Source organism: Pseudomonas sp. FW305-70 (genome assembly GCF_058783925.1).
In genome coordinates, this window is sequence record NZ_JBYSYZ010000044.1 from 32,803 (window position 1) to 46,990 (window position 14,188).

Genomic DNA, 14,188 nt, shown 5'->3' on the forward strand with positions numbered 1-14,188 from the left:
AACGTTGGTTGCCTGACACCCCGCGGTGCTCACGGGTACATCGCGAGCAAGCTCGCTCCTGCAGAGCCTCTATGTGGAGTAACTGAAATGTCCGAGTGGACCCTCTTCGAAGTCTTCGTGCGCAGCAAGCACGGCCTGAACCACAAGCACGTCGGCAGCGTGCATGCCGCCGACACCACCATGGCCATCGAAAACGCGCGCGAGCTCTACACCCGTCGCAGCGAAGGCGTGAGCCTGTGGGTAGTGCCTTCGGCGTTGATCACCGCTTCATCGCCGGATGAAAAAGACCCGCTGTTCGACCCGTCGGACGACAAGGTCTACCGCCACGCCAGCTTCTACGAGCTGCCGGCCGAAGTCGGGCACATGTGAGGTCGACCATGGACAACAAGACTGATCTGATCGAATACCTGCTGCGCCTCGGCGACAGCGCCCTGATCCAGGGCCAGCGCCTGTGCCAGTGGTGCGGCAAGGCCCCGGCACTGGAAGAAGAGCTGGCGCTCATGAACGTCGGCCTCGACCTGGTGGGCCAGGCGCGCAACTGGCTGGAATACGCCGCCGAACTGCTGGACGACGGCCGCGACGCCGATCACCTGGCGTTCCGTCGCGACGAGCGCGCGTATCGCAACCTGCTGCTGGTGGAACAACCCAACGGCGACTTCGCGGTGACCATGCTCAAGCAGTTCCTCTACGACGCCTGGCACTTGTCGGTGTTGCAGGGCCTGAGCCAGTCCAGCGACGAGCGCATCGCCGGGATCGCCGCCAAGGCGGTGAAGGAAGTGACCTATCACCTGCGCCGCTCCGGCGAGTGGATCGAGCGTCTGGGCGACGGCACCGAGGAAAGCCACAAACGCATGCTCGCGGCGATTCCCGAGGTCTGGCGCTTCACCGTCGAACTGATCGCCGCCGACGACAGCGAACAACAGCTGTGCGACGCCGGCATCACCCCGGACATCGCCAGCGTGGCCGCCCAGTGGCAAGCCAAGGTCGAGCAAATTTTCGCCAGCGCCACCCTGCCCGTGCCCGCCGCGCCTAGCTATTTCTACCTGAATGCACGCAAGGGCCTGCACAGCGAACACCTGGGCATCCTGCTGGCCGAAATGCAGTGCCTGCCACGAGCGTACCCCGATGCAACCTGGTGAGCTGATCGCCAGCGACCTCGGCGCCCGGCCGGCGGAGCCGACCGACCTGGCTGCCGCCTGGGCGATCCTTTCAGAGGTCATGGACCCGGAAGTGCCGGTGGTCAGCGTGGTTGACCTGGGCATCGTCCGCGACCTGGACTGGCAGGCTGGCCACCTTCACGTAGTGGTCACGCCGACCTACTCCGGCTGCCCGGCCACCGAAGTGATCGAGAGCGATATCCGTGAAGCCCTGGAACTCGCCGGGTTCAAGGCGCCGCAGCTTGAGCGCAAGTTGACCCCGGCCTGGACCACCGACTGGATCAGCGCCAGCGGCCGTGAACGCCTGCGCGCCTACGGCATCGCGCCGCCCGAGGGCAGCACCAGCAAGCGCAGCCTGCTCGGCGAAAGCCCGCTGGTTGTGTGCCCGCAATGCGGCAGCGCCCACACCGAGGTGCTCAGCGAGTTCGGCTCCACCGCCTGCAAGGCGCTGTACCGCTGCATCGATTGCCGGGAACCGTTCGACTATTTCAAGTGCATCTGAGCGGCGAATCGGCCGTCCCAGCTGGAGAACAACAATGAGCAAATTTCACAGCCTGACCATCAAGGACGTGCGCGCCGAGACCCGTGACGCGGTGTCCATCGCCTTCGAGATTCCGCAGCACCTGCAAGACAGCTTTCATTTCACCCAGGGCCAGCACCTGGTGATGCGCACCCGACTGGACGGCGAAGAAGTACGCCGCTCCTATTCGATCTGCACCGGGGTCAACGACGGTGAATTGCGTATCGCGGTCAAGCGTGTGGTCGGTGGACGCTTTTCGGCGTTTGCCAACGAACAGCTCAAGGCCGGGCACACCCTGGAAGTGATGCCACCGGCCGGGCATTTCTGCGTCGAACTCGACCCGGCTCGCCACGGCAACTACCTGGCCGTGGCCGCGGGCAGCGGGATCACGCCGATCCTGTCGATCATCAAGACCACCCTGGAAACCGAACCCCACAGCCGCGTCACCCTGCTGTACGGCAACCGCTCCAGCTCCGGCGCGCTGTTCCGCGAGCAGCTGGAAGACCTGAAGAACCGCTACCTGCAACGCCTGAACCTGATCTTCGTGTTCAGCCGCGAGCAGCAGGACGTCGACCTGTACAACGGCCGGATCAACGCCGACAAGTGCGAGCAACTGTTCACCCGCTGGCTCGACGTCAAAGCGCTCGATGCCGCGTTCATCTGCGGCCCGCAGGAAATGACCGAGACCGTGCGCGACAGCCTCAAGGCCAAGGGCATGCCAGCCGAACGCATCCATTTCGAACTGTTCGCCGCCGCCGGCAGTGAGCAAAAACGTGCAGCCCGTGAAGCCGCCCGTCAAGTGGACGCGGCGGTCAGCCAGATCACCGTGATCAGCGACGGCCGCGCCTTGGCCTTCGACCTGCCACGCAACAGCCAGAGCATTCTCGACGCCGGTAACGAGCAAGGTGCGGAACTGCCCTACTCGTGCAAGGCCGGCGTGTGCTCGACCTGCAAGTGCAAGGTCATCGAAGGCGAAGTGGAAATGGACAGCAACCACGCCCTGGAAGACTACGAAGTGGCCGCCGGCTACGTGCTGTCGTGCCAGGCGTTCCCGATCAGCGACAAGGTGGTGCTGGATTTCGATCAGCTCTGATATCCGATTCACACCCAATCCTGTGGGAGCGGGCTTGCTCGCGAAGACGCAGTATCAGGCGCCATCCATGTTGGATGTGATGGCCCCTTCGCGAGCAAGCCCGCTCCCACATTGATCCGGTTCCAACCCGAAACGGTTTCACCCAAAACAAAAACAACAAAGGAGCGCGCGTCATGACACCCCAGGAAATAGAACTCATCCGCCAGCACCCGGATTTCATCCAGCTGGTTCGTCGCAAACAGAACCTGTACTGGTCACTGAGCCTGGCCATGCTGGTGATCTATTACGGCTTCGTGCTGCTGGTGGCTTTCTCCCCCTCTACCCTCGGCCAATCCCTGAGCGGCGGCGTGACCACCGTGGGCATGCTGGTGGGTGTCGTGATCGTCGGGCTTGCCTTCGCGCTGACCGGCTTCTATGTCTATCGCGCCAACAACGTGATCGATCCTTTGAATGAAAAACTCAAGCAGGAGTGCGCCCGATGAGCCGCCTTCTCGCCTTGTTCCTGCTGCCGCTGGCGGTGGTCACTGATATCGCGGTGGCCGCCGACGGCGTCTCCCGGCCGCTGAACTGGAACGCCATCGGCATGTTCCTGGTGTTCGTCCTGTTCACCCTCGGCGTCACGCGCTGGGCGGCACTTCGCACCCGCTCCGCCGCCGACTTCTACACCGCCGGTGGCGGCATGACCGGCTTCCAGAACGGCCTGGCCATTGCCGGCGACATGATCTCGGCCGCCTCGTTCCTCGGCATTTCCGCGATGATGTTCCTCAATGGCTACGACGGACTGCTCTACGCATTGGGCGTGCTGGCCGGCTGGCCGATCATCCTGTTCCTGATTGCCGAACGCCTGCGCAACCTGGGCAAATACACCTTTGCCGACGTGGTGTCCTATCGCCTGGAACAGACCCCGGTACGCCTGACCTCGGCCTTCGGCACCCTGACCGTGGCGCTGATGTACCTGGTGGCGCAGATGGTCGGCGCCGGCAAGCTGATCGAGTTGCTGTTCGGTATCGACTACCTCTATGCGGTGATGCTGGTCGGCGTGCTGATGGTGTTCTACGTGACCTTCGGCGGCATGCTCGCCACCACCTGGGTGCAGATCATCAAGGCGGTGATGCTGTTGTTCGGCACCAGCTTCATGGCGTTCATGGTGCTCAAGCACTTCGGCTTCAGCACCGAGGCCATGTTTGCCGGCGCCACCGCCGTGCATGCCAAGGGCAACGCGATCATGGCCCCCGGCGGCTTGCTGTCCAACCCGGTCGATGCGATTTCCTTAGGGCTTGGCATGATGTTCGGCACCGCCGGCCTGCCGCATATCCTGATGCGCTTCTTCACCGTCAGCGATGCCAAGGAAGCGCGTAAAAGCGTGTTCTACGCCACCGGTTTCATCGGCTACTTCTACTTGCTGCTGATCATCGTCGGCTTCGGCGCCATCGTCATGGTCGGCACCGATCCGGCGTTCCGCGACGCCAGCGGTGCGATCATCGGCGGCGGCAACATGATCGCCGTGCACCTGGCCCAGGCGGTAGGCGGCAACCTGTTCCTCGGTTTCATCTCGGCGGTCGCCTTCGCCACCATTCTGGCGGTGGTTGCCGGGCTGGCCCTGTCCGGTGCCTCGGCGGTGTCCCATGACCTGTATGCCTGCGTGATGCGCAAGGGCCAGGCCACTGAACAGCAGGAAATGCGCGTATCTCGAATCGCCACCCTGTGCATCGGTGTGCTGGCGATCATCCTCGGTCTGCTGTTCGAGTCGCAGAACATTGCCTTCCTCTCGGGCCTGGTGCTGGCCATCGCCGCGTCGGTGAATTTCCCGGTGCTGTTCCTCTCGATGTACTGGAAAGGCCTGACCACCCGCGGCGCCGTCCTCGGCAGCCTGTCCGGCCTGGTCTCGGCGATTGTCCTGCTGGTGCTGAGCCCGGCGGTGTGGGTCAACGTGATGCATCACGACAAGGCGCTGTTCCCGTATTCCAACCCGGCGCTGTTTTCCATGAGCCTGGCGTTCTTCAGTGCATGGCTGTTTTCCGTCACCGACACCTCGCCCCGTGCAGCCCTCGAGCGCGGTCGTTATCTGGCGCAGTTCATCCGTTCGATGACCGGCATCGGTGCCACCGGCGCCAGCAAACACTGAATATTGGCAGGGAATAAAAATAATGAAACCCGCACGTAAGGCACCTCGTGAATCGCTGTTTTCGCTGGCCGCCGCATTAAGCCTGCCCATGTTCGCCCCCAGCGCCATGGCCGACTTCATCGGCGACAGCAAGGCCCGTATCGATATGCGCAACCACTACATCAACCGCGACTTCCGTCAGCACAACGCGCCGCAATCCAGGGCCGAGGAATGGGCCCAGGGTTTCACGGCGCGTGTCGAATCCGGATTCACCGACGGCACCTTCGGTTTCGGTCTCGACGCATTGGGGGAGCTGGGGCTCAAGCTCGACTCCAGCCCGGATCGCCGTGGCACCGGGCTGCTGCCGTTCGGCCCGCAGAGCCATGAGCCCGACGACGAGTACAGCGAGCTGGGCCTGACCGGCAAATTGAAAGTATCCAAAAGCGTGTTGAAGCTCGGCACCCTGCAACCCTTGTTGCCCGTGGCGACTTACAACGACACGCGCCTGCTGAGTTCGACCTTTGAAGGTGGCTTGCTGACCAGCCAGGAAATCGACGGCCTGACGGTGAATGCCGGACGCCTGACCAAGGCCAACCTGCGGGACTCCTCCAGCAACGATGACATCGGCTTCGGCGCCGCCACCAGCGACCACTTCGACTTCGGCGGCGGCAGCTACGCGTTCAGTCCACAACTGAACCTGAGCTACTACTACGGCAAGCTCGACCAGATCTATCGCCAGCAATTCGCCGGATTGCTGCATACGCAAGCGCTGGGCAGCGGCTTCAACCTGCGCAGCGATGTGCGCTACTTCGACAGCCGGGGCGACGGCGCCGAACGCGCCGGGCGTATCGACAACCGCAACTTCAACAGCATGTTCACGGTGTCCCACGGTGCCCACAAGGTCAGTGCCGCCTACCAGCAATTGTCCGGCGATAGCGCCTTTCCGTTCCTCAACGGCGGTGACCCCTATGTGGTCAACCTGGTGACGTTCAACACCTTTACCCGCGCCGAGGAGGATTCCTGGCAGCTGCGTTACGACTATGACTTCGCGGCGCAAGGCATTCCCGGCCTGACCTTCATGACCCGCTACACCGACGGCCGCCACGTCAAGGCGGGCAGCGTCGACAACGGTCGGGAATGGGAGCGCGACACCGATATCAGCTACGTCATCCAGAGCGGTGTGTTGAAGAACGTCAGCCTGCGCTGGCGCAACGTGACCTTCCGTTCCGGCAATGGCTTGACGACCGACCTTGATGAGAACCGCTTGATCGTCGGCTACACCCTGGCGCTTTGGTAATTCCGAAAGGGCGCGGTCGCGGCCGCGCCACAACCCCTCATCACCTGGAGCAACCGTGATGTCCTCTTCACCTGCAACTCTGCAAAGCTTCATCGCCGGCCGCTGGATCGGCCAACACGGCGCACAAATCCTGCGCAGCGCCATCGACGGCCATGAAATCTTCCGTACCCATGAAGAACGCCCGGACTTCGCCGAAGCCATCGAGCACGGCCGTCGCCAGGGCATCAGCGGCTTGATGGCGCTGGACTTCCAGCAGCGCGCCCAGCGTCTCAAGGCCCTGGCCCTGTACCTGAGCGAGCGCAAGGAACAGCTCTACGCGATCTCCCACCACAGCGGCGCGACCCGTGCCGACAGCTGGATCGACATCGAGGGCGGCAACAGCACGCTGTTCACCTACGCCAGCCTCGGTTCGCGGGAACTGCCGTCGGGCAACGTCGTCCACGAAGGCCCGGCGCTGCAACTGAGCAAAATGGGCACCTTCGCCGGTACCCACATCCTCGTGCCGCGCGGTGGCGTGGCCGTGCACATCAATGCCTTCAACTTCCCGATCTGGGGCATGCTGGAGAAGTTCGCGCCGAGCTTCCTCGCCGGCATGCCGTGCATCGTCAAACCGGCCAGCGCCACCAGCTACCTGACCGAAGCCGTGGTGCGCCTGATGGATCAGTCCGGCCTGCTCCCGGCGGGCAGCCTGCAACTGATCATCGGCGGCACCGGCGACCTGCTCGACCGCCTGCAGGGCCAGGACGTGGTGACCTTCACCGGTTCCGCCGACACAGCGGCCAAGCTGCGGGTCAACCCGAACCTGATCCGCAACTCGGTGCCGTTCACCGCCGAAGCCGACTCGCTGAACTGCGCGATCCTCGCCCCGGACGTGACCCCGGACGACGACGAATTCGAGCTGTTCATCAAGGAAGTCGCCCGGGAAATGACCACCAAGGCCGGGCAGAAATGCACCGCCATCCGCCGCGCCATCGTGCCGGCCAAACACATCGACGCCGTCGCTACCCGTCTGCGTGATCGCCTGGCCAAAGTGGTGGTCGGCGACCCGTCGGTGGAAGGCGTGCGCATGGGCGCACTGGCCTCCCACGACCAGCAGAAAGACGTGGCCGAGCGCCTGCAAGCCCTGCTGCAGAGCAGCGACATGCTGTTCGGCGCCCGCGACGGTTTCGAACCGCGTGGTGAACATGTCGACAAAGGCGCGTTCTTCGCCCCGACCCTGTTGCAGGCCCGTGACCCGCATGCCGAGGGCGGTGCCCATGACATCGAAGCGTTCGGCCCGGTCAGCACCCTGATGGCCTACGACGATCTCGACGAAGCCCTGGCCCTGGCCGCGCGCGGCAAAGGTAGCCTGGTGGCCAGCCTGGTGACCAAGGATCCGCAGATCGCTGCCAAGGCGATTCCGGTGGCGGCAGCCTGGCACGGGCGCCTGCTGGTGCTGGATCGCAACTGCGCCGGTGAATCCACCGGTCACGGCTCGCCGCTGCCACAACTCAAGCACGGCGGCCCGGGCCGAGCCGGCGGCGGTGAAGAACTCGGCGGCCTGCGCGCGGTGAAGCACTACCTGCAACGCGCGGCGGTGCAAGGTTCGCCGACCATACTGGCGGCGGTCACCGGCGAATACGTGCGCGGCGCCAAGGTCATCGAAACCGACGTGCATCCGTTCCGTCGCCATTTCCAGGACCTGCAGATCGGCGAGTCGCTGCTGACTCACCGCCGCACCGTCACCGAAGCGGACCTGGTGAACTTCGGCTGCCTGTCGGGCGACCACTTCTACATGCACTTCGACGACATCGCGGCCAAGGAATCGCAGTTCGGCAAGCGCATCGCCCACGGTTACTTCGTACTGTCGGCAGCAGCCGGGTTGTTCGTCTCCCCCGGCGTCGGCCCGGTGCTGGCCAACTACGGCCTGGACACCCTGCGCTTCATCAACCCGGTGGGCATCGGCGACACCATCCAGGCGCGCCTGACCTGCAAACGCAAGATCGACCAGGGCAAGAAGAGCCCGCAGGGCATCCCGCAAGGGGTGGTGGCGTGGGATGTGGAGGTCACCAATCAGCTGGGTGAGCTGGTGGCCAGTTATGACATTCTGACCTTGGTCGTAAAACGCGAAGACTGACGTGACAACCTGTAGGAGCAAGCTCGCTCGCGATGGACGTGAATGATGGCACGCGCTTTCCGGATGAACGCGTTGTTCTCAGGTTCTTCGCGAGCAAGCTCGCTCCTACAGGGGTATCGGTAGGCCAAAAAATTTGGTCAGTGCTTGCGCAACCACTCGATAAACAACGCAAACAACTCCGACTGCGAACCCACCTCCAGCTTCAGGTACAGGTTCTTGCGGTGCATGCGTACGGTTTCCGGCGAGATGTTCATCTGGCTGGCCGTGGACTTCACCGAATGCCCGCGCAACACCATGTGCGCCACTTCCCGCTCGCGTTCGGTGAGCAATTCACAACCGAAGTTCTCGAACGCCGCCTGCACCCGATGCTTGAGATCATCACGCAGGCCTTGCTCGTCATCACGCTCGATCCCGGCACTGCGCAGCAGTCCACGCTGGCTGAATTCGCTGATGAACTCACGCACCAGCGGTTCGACGGCTCGCAGCAGGTTCAACTGTTCGTCGCTCAGGCATTCACCGCCGAAACCCTGATAGAGGCTGACGGAAATCTTCGTGTCATTGCCGGTATCGACGATGTAGTAGCTGTCTTCGGAACAACCCGCCTTCAGGTAATAGGATTTGTAGTAGTCACTGTCGAAGAAGTTGTCCGGGGCGATTTCCTCCAGGTGATAGAAGCCTTGCGCCAACCCCTGCTCCACCGCCAGGCAGAACGGGTCGAGCAAATAGCCCCCGGAAAAATAGCGCTGAAGAATCGAGACCTGATACTCCTGAGCAATCCCGCGCTGATGCAGCAGCTGTGGTGCGCGGTCCTTGCGCTCCAGGCTGATCATCATCGACTCCACGGACACCAGCTGCGCCAACGCTGACGCCAGGTACTGCAGGGCGTCAGGCTCATCGACATGGGCGAATGCCTCGCGCATTCCCCCATGCCATTTGTGCAACGCCCCGAAGGGCATCGCGATCAGCGTATCGTCGTCTGGTTTGCTCATGCCCCGCAGTCTAGCGGGTGCGCAGGCCCTTGGTAAAAGCCTGTTTAGCGAGTTCATTGGCCGCCATACTGACCGCTGGCCTGAAGCTCAGCGGCCACTTCGACAATGCAATCGCGCAAGGTCTCAACGATTTCATCGACCTGGGCAAACGTCAGGATCAGCGGTGGCGACATCACGTTGAGGTGCATGATCGGCCGCACCAGCAAGCCCCGAGCCTGTGCCCGCACGTGGATCTTCTCGCCGATGTTGATCTCGTCGGGGAACAGCGCCTTGGTGCGTTTATCCGCCACGAACTCCACGCAGGCCATGAGTTTCTGGCAGCGCACATCCCCCACCAGCGGCAAGTCCCGCAGGGTTGCCAGGCGCTCTTCCAGATAAGCGCCCACCGTGTCGACATGGGCCAGCAGGTTTTCCCGCTCGATGATTTCGATGTTCTTCAGCGCCGCCGTGCAGCACACCGGGTGGCCGCTGTAGGTGAAACCGTGGGTGAAGCAGCGGCCCTTGCCCGGCTCGGCGATGACCTTCCAGATGCGCTCGGAAAAGATGCACGCGCCCAGCGGCAGGTAGGCCGAGGTCAGGCCCTTGGCGGTGGTGATGATGTCGGGCTGCACGTCGAACACATCCCGGGAAGCGAAGAACTTGCCCAGGCGCCCGAACGAGGTCACCACCTCGTCGGCGACGAACAGGATGTCGTAGCGCTGGCAGACGTCCCACATGCGCTTGAGATACCCCTGGGGCGGAATGATCACCCCGCCCGAGCCCATGATCGGTTCGGCAAAGAAAGCGGCGACCTTGTCCGCGCCAATCGACAGGATCTTGTCTTCGAACTCCTTGACCAGGAACTCGAGGAACTGCGCCTCGTCCATGCCGTCGGGCGCGCGGTACGGGTTGGGGTTGGAGACGTGGTGGATCAGCGGGTTGGCGTAATCGAACTCCGGCACCCGGTCAGCGGCCTTGTTGCCGATCGACATGGTCAGGGTGGTGGAGCCGTGATAGGCGTTGAACCGGGCGATGACGTGTTTCTTTTCCGGCTTGCCACGGCAGTTCTGGTAGTACTGGATCAGCCGGTACGCGGTGTCCACGGCGGTGGAGCCGCCGGTGGTCAGGAACACATGGTCGAGATCGCCGGGGGCCAGGCTGGCGAGTTTTTCGCAAAGCTGAATCGCCACGTTGTTCGACATGTCGGAAAACGGATTCGAATAGGCCAGCTGGCGCACCTGATCGGTGATGGCCTCGGCCATTTCCTCGCGGCCCAGGCCGATGTTGGTGCACCACATGCCGCCCACTGCATCGAGAAAGCGGTTGCCCTGGGTGTCGTAGATGTAGGCGCCATCGCCGGCAACGATGTTCAACGAGCCTTGTTCGGCGTGTTCGTCGAACATGTGGTAGCCGTGCATGTGATGGGCCTTGTCGGCCTTGACCAGCCGGGACTCGTCCGCTGGGGAAAAAACGCTGCGTGTTGGCGTCGCCATAAATGAACCTCTAACCGAAATGACTAACGTTCGAACCAATCAGATGCCGCTTTTCACAGTGCTCCAGACCCGGGTTATCGCCCGCATGTCCTTGGCGTCCTGGGTCTTCTGCGGGAACAGGCGCTTGCGGGTCTGTGCATCGGGGTAGATCGCCGGGTTGTCGCGCACTGCGGCGTTCAACAGGGGCGTGGCCGCCGCGTTACTGTTGGCGTAATTGATGTAGTCGCTCACATCCGCCATCACCTGCGGCTGCATCAGGTATTCCAGGAATTTGTGCGCATTGGCGACGTGCGTCGCATCGGCCGGGATGTACAGGTTGTCGAACCAGATCAGCGAGCCTTCCTTGGGAATGAAGTACGCCAGGTTGATCTGCTTCTTGGCTTCTGCGGCGCGGGCCATGGCCGTGGCGTAGTCGCCGGACCAGGTCATGGCCATGCACACATCGCCGTTGGGCAGGCTCGTCAGGTAATTGACCGAGTCGAACTTGCGGATGTACGGCCGCACGGACAACAGCAAGTCCTGGGCGGCCTTCAGATCTGCCGGGGCGGCACTGTTCGGGTCACGTCCCAGATACGTCAAGGCCAAGGGGATGACTTCGGTCGGCGCATCGAGCAGGGTCACGCCACAGTCGGCGAAGCGCGAGACGATCTTCGGATCGAAGATCATCGCCAGCGAACCGATCGGTGCGTCCGGCATGCGCTCCTTGATCTTGTCGACGTTGTAGGTCACGCCGTTGCTGCCCCAGGTGTAGGGCGCAGAGTACTGGGTGCCGGGGTCATAGCCTTGCAGATCCTCGAGGATTTGCGGGTCGAGGTTGGTCCAGCCCGGCAGCTGTTTTTTGTCCAGCGGCTGGAACACCTTGGCCTTGATCAGGGGTGGCGCGAGTGACGCGTTCAACACGATCAGGTCATAGCCGGAATGGCCGGTGAGCAACTTGGCCTGCACCGTTTCATAAGAATCGAAGGTGTCGTAGACCACCTTGATACCGGTGGCCTTTTCGAAGTCGGCGATGGTTTTTTCACCGATGTAATCCGCCCAGTTGTACAGCCGCAGCGTATTGCTGTCGTCCGCATAGGCATTCAATGTCAACGGTACAACAAACAGACTGGAAATCACCTTAAGCAGTGTCTTGCCCATAGCAAATGCACCTTATAGCGAGTTCGGCTCTGGATGAGCGGATGCCTCCACTATTGGTCGATTGGCCGGGCGGAACCATACCCCGAATGGGTGTGTGTCGTTTTTGGCACACCGGCATGGCAAAAAGCGGCAGCGCAGTTGACCCGTTTTGCCATAGATCGGGATTTGTCCGACGCTTAAAGTGGCAGCCTGAACCGACCCTGCGGAGCCTGCGATGACAGATTTGATCAAACACGAGCAACGCGACGGCGTGTTGACGCTGACCATCGACCGCCCGGACAAGCTCAACGCGCTGAACAACGCCATGTACACGCAACTGGCCGAGCTGTTGCTGGCCGCCGACGAAGACCCGCAGACCGGCGTGATCATCCTCACCGGCGGCCCGGCCTGCTTCACCAGTGGCAATGACCTGGTGGATTTCCTCCAGCATCCGCCCACTCATCTGGACGCCCCGGCGTTTCGCCTGATGAAAGTCGTCACGCGCCTGCAAAAGCCGCTGATCGCGGCCGTCTGCGGGGCGGCCATCGGTATTGGTACTACGTTGCTGCTGCATTGCGATCAGGTGCTGGTCACCCGCAACGCCAAGCTGCGCATGCCGTTCGTCAACATCGGCCTGTGCCCCGAGTTCGGTGCCAGCCTGTTGCTGCCCCGTCGACTCGGCCACGCCCGCGCCGCGAGCCTGCTCCTGCTGGGCAACGGCCTGGACGGCAACGACGCGGTGAACTGGGGCATCGCCAACGAAGCCTTCGACGACGGCGAGCAATGCCTGGCAGCGGCCAGAAAAATCGCCCAGCGCTTTTTGGCCCTGCCCCAGGAGGCCTTGCGCCAGTCCCGGCAACTGATGAAGCAGGCGACGTTGCCGGAACTGGAAGCCACCCTGCGCGAAGAAAACACGCTGTTCATCCAGCGCCTGAATACCGACGAGGCGAAAACCGCCTTGCACGCCCTGCTCAATCGCAGTACAGACAAGAATCCACCGAAAGGAAACCAGCCATGAACACTCCAGAAATCTACGTCGTCAGCGCCGCCCGTACCGCCATCGGTACGTTCGGCGGTTCGCTCAAGGACGTGCCCCTGGCCGACCTCGCGACCACGGCCGTGAAAGCCGCCCTGGAACGAGCCGCCGTGGACCCGGCGCTCGTTGGCCATCTGGTGATGGGCAACGTGATCCCGACCGAAACCCGCGACGCCTACATCTCCCGCGTCGCCGCGATGAACGCCGGCATCCCGAAGGAAACCCCGGCCTACAACGTCAACCGCCTGTGCGGCTCCGGCCTGCAAGCGATCATCAACGCCGCCCAGACCCTGATGCTCGGCGATGCCGACATCGTCGTCGGTGCCGGTGCCGAATCCATGAGCCGTGGCCCGTACCTGATGCCGTCCGCCCGTTGGGGTTCGCGCATGGGCAACGCCCAGGTCATCGACTACATGCTCGGCATCCTGCATGACCCCTTCCATGGCATCCACATGGGCATCACCGCCGAAAACGTCGCCGCGCGCAACGGCATCACCCGCGAAATGCAGGACGCCCTGGCCCTGGAAGACCAGAATCGCGCGGCCCATGCGATTGCCAACGGCTACTTCAGCGAGCAGATCGCGACCGTGGAAATCCAGGATCGCAAAGGCGTCAAACTGTTCAGCGTCGACGAACACCCGCGCGCCACGTCCCTGGAACAACTGGCAGCCATGAAGCCGGCGTTCAAGAAGGACGGTTCGGTCACCGCCGGCAACGCCTCGGGCCTCAACGACGGCGCCGCCGCGCTGGTCATGGCCAGCGGCAACGCGGTCCAGGCCAACAACCTGAAGCCGCTGGCCCGCCTGGTCAGCTACGCCCACGCCGGCGTCGAACCGGAATTCATGGGCCTGGGCCCGATCCCGGCCACCCGCCTGGCACTCAAGCGCGCCGGCCTGACCGTCGCCGACCTGGACGTGATCGAAGCCAACATCGCCTTCGCCGCCCAGGCCTGCGCCGTCAGCCAGGAACTGGACCTCGACCCGGCCAAGGTCAACCCGAACGGCTCGGGCATCGCCCTGGGCCACCCGGTGGGCGCGACCGGCGCGATCATCGCCACCAAGGCCATCCACGAACTGCACCGCACCGGCGGCCGTTACGCGCTGGTGACCATGTGCATCGGCGGCGGCCAGGGGATTGCGGCGATTTTCGAACGCGTCTAAGCCTGTACCATCCCCTGTAGATGCAACCTCTACAGGGATGCTGCGCTAATCAGCAGTACCTGTGGGAGCGGGCTTGCTCGCGAATGCGGAGTGTCAGTCGACATTTTCATTGCCTGACACTCCGCATT

The 14,188-nt window shown here is 63.0% G+C and carries 13 protein-coding genes; 10 read left to right on the top strand and 3 right to left on the bottom strand.

Annotated elements, in window-relative coordinates:
• The first annotated feature begins 87 nt into the window (after window positions 1-87).
• The 8 genes from paaB to paaZ all read left to right on the top strand — a co-directional run bounded on the left by paaB (window position 88) and on the right by paaZ (window position 8,287).
• Window positions 88-369, top strand: a complete 282-nt coding sequence (paaB, locus tag AC3WN7_RS24470) for a 1,2-phenylacetyl-CoA epoxidase subunit PaaB (RefSeq protein ID WP_007943393.1) — start codon at window positions 88-90, stop codon at window positions 367-369.
• Between the two features lie 8 nt (window positions 370-377).
• Window positions 378-1,139 carry a 1,2-phenylacetyl-CoA epoxidase subunit PaaC gene (gene paaC, locus AC3WN7_RS24475; RefSeq protein WP_102675360.1) on the top strand — a complete coding sequence of 254 codons (762 nt, stop codon included), beginning with the start codon at window positions 378-380 and terminating at the stop codon, window positions 1,137-1,139.
• Entirely contained in the window at window positions 1,126-1,659 is a 534-nt protein-coding gene (gene paaD / locus AC3WN7_RS24480; protein ID WP_095968045.1) for a 1,2-phenylacetyl-CoA epoxidase subunit PaaD, read from the top strand. The genes paaC and paaD overlap by 14 nt, the downstream gene beginning before the upstream one ends.
• A 34-nt stretch (window positions 1,660-1,693) precedes the next feature.
• Window positions 1,694-2,770, top strand: a complete 1,077-nt coding sequence (gene paaE, locus AC3WN7_RS24485) for a 1,2-phenylacetyl-CoA epoxidase subunit PaaE (protein WP_095968044.1) — start codon at window positions 1,694-1,696, stop codon at window positions 2,768-2,770.
• Between the two features lie 173 nt (window positions 2,771-2,943).
• Window positions 2,944-3,252 (top strand): DUF485 domain-containing protein, encoded by a 309-nt coding sequence (locus AC3WN7_RS24490; protein ID WP_095968043.1) that lies wholly within the window; start codon window positions 2,944-2,946, stop codon window positions 3,250-3,252.
• Window positions 3,249-4,895, top strand: coding sequence for a cation acetate symporter (locus AC3WN7_RS24495; RefSeq protein ID WP_007978004.1), 1,647 nt, complete (start codon window positions 3,249-3,251; stop codon window positions 4,893-4,895). The genes AC3WN7_RS24490 and AC3WN7_RS24495 overlap by 4 nt, the downstream gene beginning before the upstream one ends.
• Window positions 4,896-4,917: 22 nt before the next feature.
• Window positions 4,918-6,171: an OprD family porin gene (locus tag AC3WN7_RS24500; protein WP_102675361.1), complete on the top strand. Its 1,254-nt coding sequence runs from the start codon at window positions 4,918-4,920 to the stop codon at window positions 6,169-6,171.
• A 58-nt stretch (window positions 6,172-6,229) separates the two neighbouring features.
• A complete protein-coding gene (gene paaZ, locus AC3WN7_RS24505) occupies window positions 6,230-8,287 on the top strand; it encodes a phenylacetic acid degradation bifunctional protein PaaZ (protein WP_102675362.1) in 2,058 nt (685 codons plus the stop codon).
• A gap of 137 nt (window positions 8,288-8,424) precedes the next feature.
• Here paaZ and AC3WN7_RS24510 read toward each other — a convergent pair whose 3' ends face one another.
• From AC3WN7_RS24510 to AC3WN7_RS24520, 3 genes are read right to left on the bottom strand one after another with little or no spacing between them, the layout of a single operon-like run.
• Window positions 8,425-9,333: a helix-turn-helix transcriptional regulator gene (locus AC3WN7_RS24510; RefSeq protein ID WP_102675363.1), complete on the bottom strand. Its 909-nt coding sequence runs from the start codon at window positions 9,331-9,333 to the stop codon at window positions 8,425-8,427.
• On the bottom strand, window positions 9,330-10,748 hold the full coding sequence (locus tag AC3WN7_RS24515) for an aminotransferase (RefSeq protein ID WP_102675364.1): 1,419 nt from the start codon (window positions 10,746-10,748) through the stop codon (window positions 9,330-9,332). Before AC3WN7_RS24515 ends, AC3WN7_RS24510 begins: the two co-directional genes overlap by 4 nt.
• A gap of 39 nt (window positions 10,749-10,787) precedes the next feature.
• Entirely contained in the window at window positions 10,788-11,885 is a 1,098-nt protein-coding gene (locus AC3WN7_RS24520; RefSeq protein ID WP_102675365.1) for a polyamine ABC transporter substrate-binding protein, read from the bottom strand.
• Window positions 11,886-12,099: 214 nt separating this feature from the next.
• Between AC3WN7_RS24520 and AC3WN7_RS24525 the strand changes: the two genes are divergently transcribed.
• Window positions 12,100-12,882, top strand: a complete 783-nt coding sequence (locus AC3WN7_RS24525; RefSeq protein WP_102675366.1) for an enoyl-CoA hydratase-related protein — start codon at window positions 12,100-12,102, stop codon at window positions 12,880-12,882.
• Window positions 12,879-14,060 (top strand): acetyl-CoA C-acyltransferase family protein, encoded by a 1,182-nt coding sequence (locus tag AC3WN7_RS24530; RefSeq protein WP_095968036.1) that lies wholly within the window; start codon window positions 12,879-12,881, stop codon window positions 14,058-14,060. Before AC3WN7_RS24525 ends, AC3WN7_RS24530 begins: the two co-directional genes overlap by 4 nt.
• Window positions 14,061-14,188: the final 128 nt, after the last annotated feature.

What these genes read in the sequence shown, in the direction of transcription:
- paaB (WP_007943393.1), top strand. Translation starts at nt 88, where the DNA reads ATGTCCGAGTGGACCCTCTTCGAAGTCTTCGTGCGCAGCAAGCACGGC.
- paaC (WP_102675360.1), top strand. Translation starts at nt 378, where the DNA reads ATGGACAACAAGACTGATCTGATCGAATACCTGCTGCGCCTCGGCGAC.
- AC3WN7_RS24515 (WP_102675364.1), bottom strand. Translation starts at nt 10,748, where the DNA reads ATGGCGACGCCAACACGCAGCGTTTTTTCCCCAGCGGACGAGTCCCGG.
- paaD (WP_095968045.1), top strand. Translation starts at nt 1,126, where the DNA reads ATGCAACCTGGTGAGCTGATCGCCAGCGACCTCGGCGCCCGGCCGGCG.
- AC3WN7_RS24530 (WP_095968036.1), top strand. Translation starts at nt 12,879, where the DNA reads ATGAACACTCCAGAAATCTACGTCGTCAGCGCCGCCCGTACCGCCATC.
- paaE (WP_095968044.1), top strand. Translation starts at nt 1,694, where the DNA reads ATGAGCAAATTTCACAGCCTGACCATCAAGGACGTGCGCGCCGAGACC.
- AC3WN7_RS24495 (WP_007978004.1), top strand. Translation starts at nt 3,249, where the DNA reads ATGAGCCGCCTTCTCGCCTTGTTCCTGCTGCCGCTGGCGGTGGTCACT.
- AC3WN7_RS24490 (WP_095968043.1), top strand. Translation starts at nt 2,944, where the DNA reads ATGACACCCCAGGAAATAGAACTCATCCGCCAGCACCCGGATTTCATC.
- AC3WN7_RS24510 (WP_102675363.1), bottom strand. Translation starts at nt 9,333, where the DNA reads ATGAACTCGCTAAACAGGCTTTTACCAAGGGCCTGCGCACCCGCTAGA.
- paaZ (WP_102675362.1), top strand. Translation starts at nt 6,230, where the DNA reads ATGTCCTCTTCACCTGCAACTCTGCAAAGCTTCATCGCCGGCCGCTGG.
- AC3WN7_RS24520 (WP_102675365.1), bottom strand. Translation starts at nt 11,885, where the DNA reads ATGGGCAAGACACTGCTTAAGGTGATTTCCAGTCTGTTTGTTGTACCG.
- AC3WN7_RS24500 (WP_102675361.1), top strand. Translation starts at nt 4,918, where the DNA reads ATGAAACCCGCACGTAAGGCACCTCGTGAATCGCTGTTTTCGCTGGCC.
- AC3WN7_RS24525 (WP_102675366.1), top strand. Translation starts at nt 12,100, where the DNA reads ATGACAGATTTGATCAAACACGAGCAACGCGACGGCGTGTTGACGCTG.